Origin of the sequence: Nostoc commune NIES-4072, from assembly GCF_003113895.1 — a bacterium.
GTDB classification, from domain to species: Bacteria; Cyanobacteriota; Cyanobacteriia; order Cyanobacteriales; family Nostocaceae; genus Nostoc; species Nostoc commune.
Window position 1 is genome coordinate 3,160,021 of record NZ_BDUD01000001.1, and the last position, 12,646, is coordinate 3,172,666.

Sequence of the window (12,646 nt, forward strand, 5' to 3'; positions counted from 1 at the left end):
ATAATTCGGGGTATGGTGAGTAATATCAACCAGCTTTTGGTGCAAGCCCAGACAGCATACGATGCAGCTGATTGGTCATCACTAATTGAATATTTACAACAATTAATTTTAGGGTCAGACTTACAACATCCAGAGGTAGTTAAAAATCGACAACATCTGCTGACATTAGCAATTTCAATGTTAGAGATGGGAGATTTTCAACAACGCTGGGAAATCACCAAAGTTTTGACTAACTTGGGAAATATTGCGATCCCGCCACTCATTGAGATATTAGAAGACGAAGATGCAGAGGAAGAATTACGCTGGTATGCAGCACGAACTTTGGGTGAATTTCAGCAGCCAGAAGTGATCGCACCCTTAGTTGAATTGTTGAAAACCGATGAGGATGAAGAACTCAAAGCGATCGCAGCTACAGCACTCGGACAAATGGGTACTGTTGCAATTACTTCACTAACTGAACTTCTAGCAGATGAAGATACACGGCTTTTAGCAGTGCGATCGCTTTCCTGCATTCCACAAATAGAAACCATCACACCGCTATTGAGTATAGTACAAGATTCACAAGCAACAATCCGCACCGCCGCAATTGAAGCCCTCAGCAGTTTTCATGACGAACGTGTACCACCAATCTTGTTAAACGCTTTGGATGATATCGCTGCTACAGTCAGGCGTGCAGCAGTCCTTGGTTTAGGTTTTCGCCCCGACTTACGCGAAGCATTAGATTTGGTGACGAGATTGCAACCTAGGCTTTACGACTTTAATCTAGATGTTTGTTGTGCAGCCGCAGTTTCCCTTTCCCGAATGGGTTGTGATGACGCAGCCCAGCAATTATTTAAGCTGCTAATATCACCCCATACACCGCTACCACTGCAATTAGAAACCATCCGCGCTTTAAGTTGGCTGGGGACGTTATCTAGTTTGGAATATTTGCAAACAGCGTTTAATCAAATCACTTCAGAGACACTTTGGCAAGAAATTGTTACAGTTTTGGGGCGAGTGCAAAAGCCGCAAACTACACTAGCCGTAGAAGTATTATTGCAAATCCTGCGATTGCAACATCCAGCCACAGAAATTGTCAGTGTCAAAAGTGCGATCGCTTTATCTTTAGGACAGTTAGGCGAAATACAAGCTATTGAACCATTAATTTCGCTGCTAGCTGATTCTGATGCATCGGTGAGACTACATGCGATCGCAGCACTGAAAAATTTGGATGGGGAAGCCATATATCAACAATTGCAGCAGTTAGCAAAAAATACCGCACTTACACCAGATTTACAACAAGGAATAGCGATCGCTTTGGCTGAGTGGTAATTTCTGTCAAATGGCAACAAGACTGATTTGTATCAGCAAATGTATCAAACCCTATAAGGATTTTACTATAAACACCCTCTGATAAATATTATCCTTACAATCAAGGACTTATGGCTTTTTGAGCGACAATATGCCATCAAATCGAGTACATTTGATGAAGACAAGATATTCTTGTCTTTTTATTATAGAAAACTACCAGCTAAATGCGAGTCCGTTTTTTATGGCTGACACTTATTACTTTATTAATGCTAGAAGTTCAGAAACTTAAGGCTGGCAAAGATCATAATCTCGGTGATTTTGACGTATCTTTAGACACTGATTTTTTCACAAAAAATGTCTTCAGAATGTCTTCAGTGGCAACTAATACTTTCATTCTCCTTCTAGCACAGGCTAAACCCTTAAACTTTATTCAGGGTACAAATATATCTTTACAGGATGTTTTATCTCAAGGTAATCGAAAAGAGTTTCATCATATCTTTCCTAAAGCCCATCTACAAAGGTTGGAAAATCAATATAAGGATGAACAAATCAATTGTCTGGCCAACTTCTCGGTGCTTTCCAGAACCGATAACAACAAAATTAAAGATCAATCCCCTAGTAAGTATCGTTCTGAAATGCCTACTGATGATCAGATTCTTGACCAAATATTGGCAACGCATTTTTGCCCAATTAATGTGTTTATAGACGATTATGAAAGCTTTTTAACTTCAAGGGCTGAATTGCTTCTAAAAAAAGCAAAAGAACTGTCACAGGTTATTTAGTATGCTAAACCGTTCTAGTGAAGTTAAGTAGACGGCAAGAGCATTTGACATGGAATTTGAATGGAACCCAGACAAAGCGGCGTTAAACCTTGAGAAACATGGTATTTCCTTTCCCGAAGCCGCAACAGTGTTTAACGACCCCCTATCTGTCACCTTTCCCGATCCTGACCACTCTATTGGAGAAAGTCGTTATATTATCATTGGTGTATCTAGGTTTGGACAACTCTTAGTCGTTGCACACACTGATCGAGGAGAAAAAGTACGAATTATCAGCGCTCGAAAAGCCACCCGTAAGGAGAAAAGGTTTTATGAAGAAAGAAATTGAGAATGAAATGGAAGACGAATTACGTTCTGAGTACGATTTTGCTCAAATGGAGGGAGGCATCAGAGGCAAGTATATTGAGCAGTATCATCAGGGAACAAATTTAGTACTTTTAGATCCCGATGTTGCCCAAGCCTTTCCTAATAATAAAACGGTGAATGACGCATTGAGGTTGTTAATTCAAGTTGCTCAACGCCAGCAGGCTAACACTGCGGTGCAGCAGACAGAATAGAAATAATCAACATAATTCGTAATTAGTAAATGCAAGTATGACGCGTAGGTGTAGCCCGCCGTAGGCATCGCAGGCGTATCCGCAAATTGCACAGCTATTTGCTTGAGGTTACACAGAAACTTACTTGTGTTGCTCAAACCTCATAATCCCTCGCATATTTTAAAAGTCTTATCTAAAAATTCATATATTTCAGCACAATATAGTCAATTCTTTTTTGGCAATATTTTCCGAAAAAACCCGTTTAAAGCGGATAATTGACGATTAAGGCAGTCAAACCTGTTTTACATAAATGTAAATCAGATAAAAATTGCTGTAACAAACTATACTAAATTGTGGAAAAAAAACCGTTAACTTAATGAAAGCTATAAATGTAATTCAGGCTACATAAAAATGCGCCTAGAGCAGTTGCAAGCCTTTCTGGCGATCGCACAAACCGGCAGCTTTCAACAAGCAGCGCGAACATCTGGTGTTACCCAATCGACAATTAGTCGTCAAATCCAAGCATTAGAAGCAGATTTGGGTATAGAACTGTTTCACAGAACTAATCATGCAAAATTAACACTGGGAGGTGAATGTTTACTACCCCGTGCCCGGAAAATTTGCCAAGAATGGCAGACAGCTACAGAAGAATTAGCCGATTTAATCGCCGGAAAGCAGCCAGAACTTTGCATTGCCGCGATTCACTCAATATGCGGTTCTTACTTACCCCCAGTGTTACAAAAATTTTGTCATGATTATCCAGATGTGCAATTGCGGGTGACTTCATTAGGAAGCGATCGCGCTCTGAAAGTCCTCAAAGATGGATTGGTGGATTTAGCAATTGTGATGAATAATCGCTTCTTAACCACTGGTAGAGAAATGCTGGTAGAAGTACTTTATGATGAACCTATAGAAGTTCTAACCGCAGCCAATCATCCACTAGCCCAATATGAAGTAGTCCCTTGGTCGGAGCTAATTCGTTATCCCCAAGTGGTTTTTAAAGATGGTTATGGGATGCAACGTTTAATACAAGATAGATTTGAGCGAATGGAAGCTACACTCCAAGCAGCTTTAGAGGTAAATACCCTAGATGCCTTCCGAGGAGTGGTGCGCCAAGGAGAATTGATAGCTTTGCTACCTCAATCAGCATTAATGGAAGCTCGTCTTGACCCTACCCTAGCGATTCGTTCCTTAGCTAGCAATAATACTAGTGGTTTAGCAGATAGTTCCAGTTTGACGCGTCGGGTAGTTATGGTAACAACTCAAGATCGGCTTCAAATTCCTCCCATCAAACACTTTTGGCAACTAGTGCGCGAAAATATCCCATCACAAATTGACCAAGAGCGATCGGCTTCTTAAACGTTATTAGTCATTAGTCATTAGTCATTGGTCATTAGTGATTTTCGGTTATTTACAAAGAACAAATGACAAATGACAATTGGACTTTGGACAAATGACAAAGGACAAGGCATAAATGAGCAATATATTTCGGGAATTACTGCAAAAAGTAGGTAGCGGAAACCACACAGGCGAGAATTTAACTCGCGCCGAAGCAGCCACGGCCATTAAAATGATGCTACTGGGTGAAGCTACACCAGCTCAAATCGGAGCGTTTTTGATTGCTCATCGAATCAAACGTCCTACGGGGGAAGAGTTAGCGGGAATGTTGGATGCGTATTATGAACTGGGGCCAAAACTGCAACCAATTCTCTCTCGGCGACCAGCGATCGCTCTTGGTATACCTTATGATGGCAGAACACGCACAGCACCAATTAGTCCGGTAACAGCTTTGCTACTCGCCGCAGTTGGACAACCAGTGGTAATGCACGGTGGCGATCGCCTCCCAACTAAGTACGGCTTACCTCTAATAGATATTTGGCAGGGTTTAGGAGTCGATTGGACTAGCTTACCACTAGCAAAAACCCAGCAAGTGTTTGAGCAAACGGGAATCGGCTTTATTTATCTACCTCAGCATTTTCCCTTAACTAACAGTATTTGGGAATACCGCGACCAACTTGGCAAACGTCCGCCATTGGCGACAATGGAGCTAATCTGGTGTCCTTATGCCGGGGATGCTCATGTAATTGCTGGGTTTGTGCATCCGCCGACAGAAGGGATGTTTCAAATAGCTTTGGGGTTGCGGGGAATAACAAAATTTACATTAGTGAAAGGATTGGAAGGTAGTTGTGATTTACCGCGCGATCGCACTGCGATTATCAGCTTATCTTCATCCGTAGCATCCCAAGAGGTAGAAAGATTGCACCTCGTACCGCGTGATTACGGCTTTACTACCAAGAACGTACCTCTTGGAACTACTGAAGAACTGGTGGCGAATATGCAAAAGGTTTTGGCAGGTGAACCAGGCGAACTAATGCAAACAGCCTTGTGGAATGGTGGATTTTACCTATGGCGGAGTGGTATTTGTCCAAATATGCCAGAGGGTTTAGCTAAGGCAGAAGAATTATTAACCAATGGTGCAGTAGCAGCTAAACTCCAAGAAATCAGTCAGATATAGGACTTACGCAAAAATTGCTAAAAAGCTTAATTTCTCGAACCGCCAAGACGCCAAGAGCGCCGAGAATTCGTAGAGTGTGCGTAAGTCCTAAGATAGTAAATTCACTCTCGGCAGAAGTATTTCAGCCAGTGTAAACAGTTCAGTTAAAAATATGAATTTCATCACTTTAGGGTGTCAGCGACTTCTCTAAAATAGATTTTTGTTGCAACCAATCCTGACCTACTTGAATACTGATATCTGAACCAAGGTTGCCAGTGCTTTCCACACGTACTTCACCAAACCCCAAAGTGTCACGAATTAATTCGGCACTTTCACCATCTCCTTGCTGGGCGACAATATGAGTCACCTCTAGAGGTTCACCCCATGCCTTGGCTATATAAATATTGCGATATCCAGATTTTTCCAAGGCTCTAATCAATGGTCGCAGGTTAGAGCGATCGCCACCTGTACTATCTTGAATTGCTACACGCAAAGAGTGTGGGTCAGTCGCAGTCCCTTGTTGTTCCTGTTCTGACTCCAAACCAAAGTGTTGAGCCATGAGTCTGGCAATACCATTTTTGTTAGGCAACCAATAGCTAGCATCAAACTCGCCTTTCTCGCTAAAGCGACCTGGCAGCATTAACATTTGCATATTAGAGCGATTTGTTCGCACCCCAAAACCCATTAGCGCCACTAATTCTTCAACCGTCAAGTTGGTATCAATGTGGTCTTTAACTACATCAAGAACTTTAGGTAATTGAGTTACAGTCGCTGGGTTGAGCGTTTGATCCATCAAAGCACGGATGACCATTTGCTGCCGTTGAATCCGACCAATATCTCCGAGTTCGTCATGGCGAAAACGCAGCAATTGCAGTGCCTGATTGCCATTGAGATGCTGCTTACCTGCCTTCAAATTGATGTACAAATGTTGAGAATCATCTTGGTACTTCATATCTTTGGGGACATAAACAGTCACACCACCCAAAGCATCGATTAGCTTGGCAACTCCCAAAACGTTAATTCGGATATAGCGATCAATTCCCGCGCCACCTAAGAGATTACTGACGGTTCTGGCAGTTAAAGCTGGCCCACCGTCAACATTGGCAGCATTAATTTTTTTCACCCCATACCCCTCGATTTCTGTGCGGGTATCTCTGGGGATAGAGAGCATAATTATTTTTTTCGTCTCTGGATCAAATTTGAGCAAGAGCATGACATCGGAAAGACCATCAAAGGAGTTTACCTGGGGCAGGTATTTGAGGTTTTTGGTTTCTTCGGGAGGATTTTGGATATCCGGGGGAAGTACGCTCATGCCCATAACCAAGAGATTAACCGGGCGGGTTAATTCTGAAAATCGCAGCACACCTCCAGAAATGCGATCGCTATCAAACACCGCCTCATCCTGTGGACTTAGCTGGGCTTGTTGCAAAGGTGTACTAGTCAAAGACACCGCCAAAAGCGCCCCTGCTGTTGCTGACACCATTGCAATCCCACTCATACCTACCCAAAACCACAGCCAACGCCCGGATTTCGAGTTATGGGCAAGGGGAATTCTTTTACTAGACTTTGAGGCTTTTCCCGACTGGTTTTCTTCCGCCGAACTTCTTTGAATGGTCACAGACTTCCTCACACTTACTCAATAATCAAATTCGGTAAATTTGCAAACTAAAAACATCTAAACAAATCAACCCATAATAACTAACTCTTAATTATCAGTGCTAATTTTTTTAATGTAGTGTCAACCACAACACTTATAGCAGCATTTTTCTTTCTTTTGGGCAAACTTAGAGATGTTTTACTGAAGTATGGCAATAATAAACTGGATTTGACTAGATATATAGATAAATCAACAGTAATTTTTTAGGAAATAGGTAAAACTACTGAAAAATTATCACCTTAAAAAATTAAGATAAGTACTTTCCTAGTACTCGTTCGGCTAAAGTAGTAAACCCTGGTAAACGACCAGATTTGCCCTGCATCAGGCGCAAAATCAACCAGACACTTACTAAAAAGTAACCCGATGTCAGAAAGCTATTCAGGATAAAAAGACGTAGCGAAAAAAAATCTGAAGTTGCTGCTCCGGTAGCTAATAATAGATATCCCAACAGCCAAGTAAGCGCCAAAGTAATAGACAGACGACTAACAGCAAGTTGTTCCCGACTCCCTTGACCCCGATAGAGAGTCCACAAGGACGGAAAAAAGCCGATAATTGGAATCAAATGTAAAAGTAACTGTGTTTTGGGCATTGGGCATTGGGCATTGGGCATTGGGCATTGGGCATGGGTTATTCTTGTTCCCTTGTCTCCTTGTCCCCTTGTCCCCTCATCCCCCTCATCCCCCCACTCCCCACTCCCCACTCCCCACTCCCCATTCTCTTTCGGTTCAAAATTTTTCATTTGGGTTAGTCTAACTCCTAAACTAGAAGGATGAATAAGACTCATATAGTTAGAGATAATAATCTGTAAAGAAAGATTTTATTTAGTTCTATCCAGCAATCAGCTTAAAATGCAGACACGCAAGCTACTCGACTGGTGGCAAACATTTACACCAATAGCGCGAATCGGCGCGATCGCGTTATTCCTGCCGCTACTAGTTCTTAATGGTTGGGCACTTTCGGTATTTTTTAATTATTTCCATTCTCTCATAGTCATTTTAGTTGGAGCCTCAGTGCTAGCATTTCTGCTCAACTACCCCGTGAGCTGGATGGAGCATCATGGTGCTAGGCGAGAGCAAGTCGCTATTTTAGTATTTCTCTTGGCTTTGTCGATTTTATTAGCCTTGGGTGTGACACTTTTTCCATTGGCCCTTACCCAAGCTCAACAACTGGTGGCTCGTTTACCAGAGTTGATCGACTCTGGACGCTCTCAGTTAATGATATTAAACGGAAAAGCTGAGACTTATGGTTTACCGATTAACCTCGATGCTCTGGTAGTGCAAATCAACGATCGCGTCAAGGGACAATTGCAAGCGATCGCTGGACAAGTTTTAAATCTGGCAGTTGTTACAGTCACTAGCCTGCTAGATATACTCTTGACGATGGTTTTGACTTTCTACCTTTTACAGCATGGGGGTGAACTCTGGGAAAGTTTAGTAGAATGGTTACCCACTAAATTTCGCGATCCTTTTTCCAAAACAGTCCGCCTAAGCTTTCAAAATTTCTTTATTACCCAGCTAATTTTATCTACCTGTATGGCATCAGCCCTGATTCCTACATTTTTGTGGCTAAAAGTGCCATTTGGTCTCCTATTTGGCCTAACTATTGGTTTGATGGCTCTTGTCCCCTTTGGCGGTTCTGTAGGTATCGCTCTGACTACACTATTGGTAGCACTGCAAGATTTCTCAATGGGTGTGAGAGTCTTGATAGCAGCAGTAATTGTACAGCAAATTCTCGAAAACTTAATTGCCCCCCGAATTTTAGGCAGCTTTACTGGTTTAAATCCAGTGTGGATTTTAATTTCAGTCTTGACAGGGGCAAGAATTGGCGGACTCTTGGGTGTAATTGTGGCAGTACCTACAGCTGTTGTGATTAAGACTACTTTAAATGCCCTGCGTCTTGGGAGCTTAAGCAGCGAGACAGACGACAGCACCACAGGCGAGATAACTGCATCCATTGCAGCAAACCAATCCTCGAAAGCTGACGCTAACAACACATTGAGTATTTCTGAAGCGACATTACCTTAAGGAGGCAGAAGTCAAAGTCATACCAATTCACAATACTCGCCAAAGGCGAGAAGCAAGCTACGCAATGGGCAACTCTTAGAGACGCTAAAAGCGAACGCTTCGCTACGCTAACGCAATGACGCTCCTACGTCGCGCGAAACCATGCCGTAAAGCCTGCGGCATAGCTACGCTTAAGGCGCAGCCTCTCTAAGAGTTGGCTTTACGCTGCGCTAACACAATTAAAAAACTTAGATGCAGCAAGGTTTTCAGGGTTTACATCTGCATCAAATTTTCCGTGAAATGGTATCAGAAGGGATTCAAGACTTCATTTGTTGAATAGTTGACACCAGGATTCCTTGAAACCTATCGAAGAGAAGGAGGCAGCAGAAAACCTCTTCCCTTCATGGTAGAGGTTTGAGCTGACGTATCTTTTGTCGTGCAGTGAATCTCGAAAAGAATGTTTCTAACTTTTTACCTACAATTCGGCTTGGTTTGTACCTTTCTTCATGTTTCCTCATTGTGGGTCAATGATGGAACCCGTAAACAAAACCCTTCCCGTCTGATTATCCCTAATGGCACAGAAGAAAGGACGATCAACAATCATTCGGAATGGTTCTGGTTCTTCTCTGAAAGCTGTTGCGACTATTGCCACTGAAGTAGCCGCAGCCGCTTCGGTGCCTTCTTCGTTCACCTCGACAAAAGTTTTATGCTTAACTTCGCTAATGGCAAAATTTTTACCCATGCCGGAAAAATTGGCTTTGTTGCTGAAAGCCTCCTCCATACCTAGAGCTTTTAAAGCATCATTGAGAGTAACATCATATTCACTTTTAAAGCGGGGTAAGCGAATAAACCCTTTTTGTTTGCTGAACTGAGTCATCCATTTATCCCAGTTTTCAACATTCAAGTTTTGATAAAAGGCTTTCAGGTTAGAGTTTTGTTTCGGCAGGAAAATATAAAAGCTAAATTTACCATCTTTGCCATAAGGTAAACTTACCGCTTGAAACTGTTTGCTTTCATAATATCTATAGTCACCATCTTGTGACATCATTGGGTGTTGTTTTGGTTTGCCAGATATGGTATAAAAAGGGTATTGAGCAGTTTGACTTTTATCAAATTCTTGGCTCCATTTTCCTTTAAAATAGATGGCATTAATTAAAAATAACACCTGACTTGGCTCAATTATTTCAATTATCCTATCGATTTTACCATTAGTATTATCTTTTACCCAGTTATTGATAATATTAGGTGCGGCTGGATCTTGAAAATTTAAATTGCTGACCTTAGCTTTATAGAAATACTGTATTCTTTGGAGAAAGTCTGGCTGAAAGCTAAAATTTTTATTTGCCCAAAGTGAGTTAGCAATATTCAGTTGTACTTTCGGGTCAGAATTGTTTAAAAGCTGCTTTAATGCCGCCGCGTAAGAAGAGTTGATTTCTGATAGATTCAGCCCTTGTAATTCCAGAGTTTTTGCGATCGCTAGTTGAGTCGTGCCGCTAGCGCCGTTGTAGGTCATAGCTAAAGCGATCGCAACACTAGAAGGTGAGATAAAAACATTCTTCTGATCCCGATCCTTTTTCAGAACTTCTGAAAAGAGTTTGAAGCCAAACTTATTGCTAGACTCAACAAGTTTAGTATCAGTCTTGAGTGTTTTTTTTTGCAATGGAGTTTCTGGTTGAGGTAAACCAGATTGGGCAAGGACACCTTTATTACTATCGACTTGAGAATACCCTAATACACTGCATAAAACAACACTTGCGGCTGCCATAGCATAGCGTCTGCCCAGGCTAACACCGTAACGTCTTTGCATGAAATTTTCTCTCATACTACTATATTTCTGCGGATTCATTTTACCACCTCACTTGCGAAAGATTCCCGAACTGTGATCATGGGTGACGCAGACACTGTGTCAATGATTAACTATTGCATTTGCTCCAATAGAAAAATGGGACTGTTACAGAAACTGTAACAGCAAGTTATTAGCTCAGAGGAATTGAACACAACTTATTAGAGTTGCTAATTCCTAATTGAGGCGGCAATACAGACGAATTATAAAAAATCTCGATTCTTAGGAATTTTCCTATTTATCTATAAAAGTATTGTAGACTACTTAATTACGAAATAACCAGCGCTCTTGATTTTTAAAGATAAAATCAGGCTTTTTAGTTCACAAAATACCAAATTTTTGTAGGGACGCACGGCTGTGCTACCCTACAGGGAAGTGTTATTTAAATAAATGAAAAACGCTCTAAATTTACACAGATAAAAGTTGTGTTACCTTGTTTCAATTGATCGGTACACTCCACCAAGCTAAACCATAGGGTTGAGTCACTTCATTTAACTTTTGACGAAACTGGACGCGGATTTTGTAATTGCCAGCAGCAGCAACGGGGCAGAAAATATGTTCTATACTATCGATTTGGCTGATTGAGGAGCAAACAGCACCAGCATCTGAATTTTGAGCATTAGCTTTTACTAAGTATAGGTCGAGATTATTCAAACCGCGATCGCGGAAATTTTCACCTACGTCATATTGCTGGTTTTTATTTTTATCGTTGAGTTCTACCAATCGATCCCAACTCAGAGTAACAGCAACAAAACTCCCCTGTTTTAACGGTTTTGCTAATATATAGTCAACAGACGTTCCAGCATTGACTGTGCGATAATCCCAACCAATGGCAGGTACAGTTGTTGATGGCTGCCATTGACCACTACTAAGTTGCTGATAAGCGCGAAATACATTTAAATGGCCCGCTCCCATTTGGGCATCCAAGGGAATTTTTGGATCTTTATAAGCATCAGAATCTAGCCAACTTTGATTTTTTTTATCAATTAGTGTCCGGCTCATTCCTAACAGCAAGCCATCACCGCTATCTTGGATTTTGTCTGCTGAATTCAGCAATACAGCTTTCATTACTTGATGATGGCGAGCATCAATGCTCCAGTGTGGTTGTTTTGTTCGTATCTGTCGGTCAGCAAATTCTTGCAACAGAGCAACACTAGCCGTAACTTGAGGCGCTGCAAAACTAGTACCTGTAACCTTGTTTGCTTTGCCATCTGGATTGAGCAAAGGAATGTTATTCCCCGGAGCAACTAAACCGATAGCACGACGGTCATCAAGATTAAATTCCTTTCCAGCTAGCCTTCCGCTCACTCCTTGGTTAGCACCCGCCAGATTAGCCACATCTACTTTGTTAAAAACTCCTCCTCGGCGAGATGAAAAAGCCACGTTTATTCCGTTAAAATTATCTGTAGGAATAGGAATACCGCCCTTACCTTGATTGCCTGCGATCGCATACAAAACATCATGAACGCGACTAGACCAGTCAACACATAAAGTGAGTAAAGCATTGCCGTCTAAAGTAGCCTCCGGTCGAGGATCGCGGGTCAGAGGTTCACCAAAGCTAAAGTTAATTGCCCGGACATCGCCACCATTTTGTAAGGCTATGTGCTGGGCTGATAAGCACTCTTCTGGCTGACCCATACTTTTAGTGGAACCCACCGCAGACGAATACAGTCGCGCTCCCGGAGCAACTCCCGGCAAAGCTTTGTCTTGACTCACCATCATCCCAGCAACATTGTAAGCGTGGGGGTCAACACCACTATTTGATTTAGCTGGGCCATTGCGTAAGAACACGGCGGCTAAAGAAATGGCGCGATTTTTAGACACCGCCTTATCCCACCCAAACATTCCAGGCCGGCCAATTTCCACTTGACCAATAGCAATCTTACGACCGATTAAATTATAAGGAGCTTGGTGTAGCCTCAGAGCGTCAATGCCATTAGTTCCTAGAGCAGATTCTAAAGCCGAAGCAATTACCGGCGCACTCAGACAAGAAGCACTTAATCCCCAAATTATCCAGGTTAGTTTTTTAGTCATTTGTTATTTA

At 42.0% G+C, this 12,646-nt stretch carries 11 protein-coding genes; 7 read left to right on the forward strand and 4 right to left on the reverse strand.

The annotated features are described in order from the left end of the window. Nucleotides 1-12: 12 nt before the first annotated feature. From CDC33_RS14035 to CDC33_RS14060, 6 genes are all read left to right on the forward strand, one after another. Nucleotides 13-1,311, forward strand: coding sequence for a HEAT repeat domain-containing protein (locus tag CDC33_RS14035; protein WP_109008971.1), 1,299 nt, complete (start codon nt 13-15; stop codon nt 1,309-1,311). A gap of 203 nt (nt 1,312-1,514) precedes the next feature. After that, nucleotides 1,515-2,072 (forward strand): hypothetical protein, encoded by a 558-nt coding sequence (locus CDC33_RS14040; protein WP_109008972.1) that lies wholly within the window; start codon nt 1,515-1,517, stop codon nt 2,070-2,072. Between the two features lie 49 nt (nt 2,073-2,121). Continuing rightward, entirely contained in the window at nt 2,122-2,397 is a 276-nt protein-coding gene (locus CDC33_RS14045) for a BrnT family toxin (RefSeq protein ID WP_109008973.1), read from the forward strand. Next, entirely contained in the window at nt 2,381-2,626 is a 246-nt protein-coding gene (locus CDC33_RS14050) for a hypothetical protein (RefSeq protein ID WP_109008974.1), read from the forward strand. The genes CDC33_RS14045 and CDC33_RS14050 overlap by 17 nt, the downstream gene beginning before the upstream one ends. A gap of 390 nt (nt 2,627-3,016) precedes the next feature. After that, nucleotides 3,017-3,964 (forward strand): LysR family transcriptional regulator, encoded by a 948-nt coding sequence (locus CDC33_RS14055; protein ID WP_109008975.1) that lies wholly within the window; start codon nt 3,017-3,019, stop codon nt 3,962-3,964. 115 nt (nt 3,965-4,079) lie between these two features. Then, nucleotides 4,080-5,120: an anthranilate phosphoribosyltransferase family protein gene (locus tag CDC33_RS14060; protein ID WP_109008976.1), complete on the forward strand. Its 1,041-nt coding sequence runs from the start codon at nt 4,080-4,082 to the stop codon at nt 5,118-5,120. A gap of 166 nt (nt 5,121-5,286) precedes the next feature. On the opposite strand, the gene CDC33_RS14065 is transcribed toward CDC33_RS14060, so the two are convergent. Together CDC33_RS14065 and CDC33_RS14070 are read right to left on the reverse strand one after the other, a co-directional pair. Next, complete coding sequence (locus CDC33_RS14065; protein WP_109008977.1) at nt 5,287-6,717, reverse strand: LCP family protein; 1,431 nt, start codon at nt 6,715-6,717, stop codon at nt 5,287-5,289. Between the two features lie 286 nt (nt 6,718-7,003). Beyond that, nucleotides 7,004-7,366 carry a hypothetical protein gene (locus CDC33_RS14070; RefSeq protein ID WP_109012572.1) on the reverse strand — a complete coding sequence of 121 codons (363 nt, stop codon included), beginning with the start codon at nt 7,364-7,366 and terminating at the stop codon, nt 7,004-7,006. A 238-nt stretch (nt 7,367-7,604) separates the two neighbouring features. Between CDC33_RS14070 and CDC33_RS14080 the strand changes: the two genes are divergently transcribed. Then, the gene (locus tag CDC33_RS14080) at nt 7,605-8,780 is read left to right on the forward strand and encodes an AI-2E family transporter (protein ID WP_109008978.1); all 1,176 of its coding nucleotides are present in this window, start codon (nt 7,605-7,607) and stop codon (nt 8,778-8,780) included. 493 nt (nt 8,781-9,273) lie between these two features. On the opposite strand, the gene CDC33_RS14085 is transcribed toward CDC33_RS14080, so the two are convergent. After that, nucleotides 9,274-10,605 carry a serpin family protein gene (locus CDC33_RS14085; protein ID WP_109008979.1) on the reverse strand — a complete coding sequence of 444 codons (1,332 nt, stop codon included), beginning with the start codon at nt 10,603-10,605 and terminating at the stop codon, nt 9,274-9,276. Between the two features lie 435 nt (nt 10,606-11,040). After that, the gene (locus tag CDC33_RS14090) at nt 11,041-12,636 is read right to left on the reverse strand and encodes a S8 family serine peptidase (protein WP_109008980.1); all 1,596 of its coding nucleotides are present in this window, start codon (nt 12,634-12,636) and stop codon (nt 11,041-11,043) included. Between the last annotated feature and the right edge of the window lie 10 nt (nt 12,637-12,646).